We start from the raw sequence: 526 nt of genomic DNA on the forward strand, positions 1-526 counted from the left end.
CGTCCATCGAAGTGGTCAGCGACGGCATCGAGCAAGGCATCGCGCGCATTCTGTCGCGCAACTACGTGACCTTGCTGCCGATCATCGCCAACCGTCTGCGTCAGGTCGACCAGGACAGCTGGCGCATCGACTTCCCCTACGCCAGCGATGCCTGCCGTGCCGCCTCCGGCAACTGCAAGTGCAAATCCACGCCGCGCAACAAGCGCGTGCTGGTGATCGGCGACGGCAAGTCCGACATGTGCGTGGCTTCAACCGCCGACTTCGTCTTCGCCAAAGGCAGCCTCGCCAAGTACTGCGAAGCCAACAACATTCCGCATGCGCGCTTCGACACCTTTGCCGAATTGCCCGCACTGCTGACCGCTTTGCCACAAGGCATCGCCGCTAACTCCGGCACCTTTGCCGCCGACCTCTCTGTTGAAAATCAGGAACTCTTCCACCATGTCTGATATCCGAATCGCGAGCGCCGAAGACCAGATTCTTCTGGATAAAGAAGCCAAGTACTGCTCCTACGGCGACACCGTTCACT

At 59.9% G+C, this 526-nt stretch carries 1 protein-coding gene; it reads left to right on the top strand.

The genetic code is table 11. The features are described 5' to 3' along the window. Positions 1-446: hypothetical protein (locus KAJ71_RS23195; protein ID WP_375540749.1), on the top strand; the 446-nt coding region annotated here is incomplete at its 5' end. Between the last annotated feature and the right edge of the window lie 80 nt (positions 447-526).

This window comes from Serratia silvae, assembly GCF_023282985.1.
Classification (GTDB): Bacteria; Pseudomonadota; Gammaproteobacteria; order Enterobacterales; family Enterobacteriaceae; genus Chania; species Chania silvae.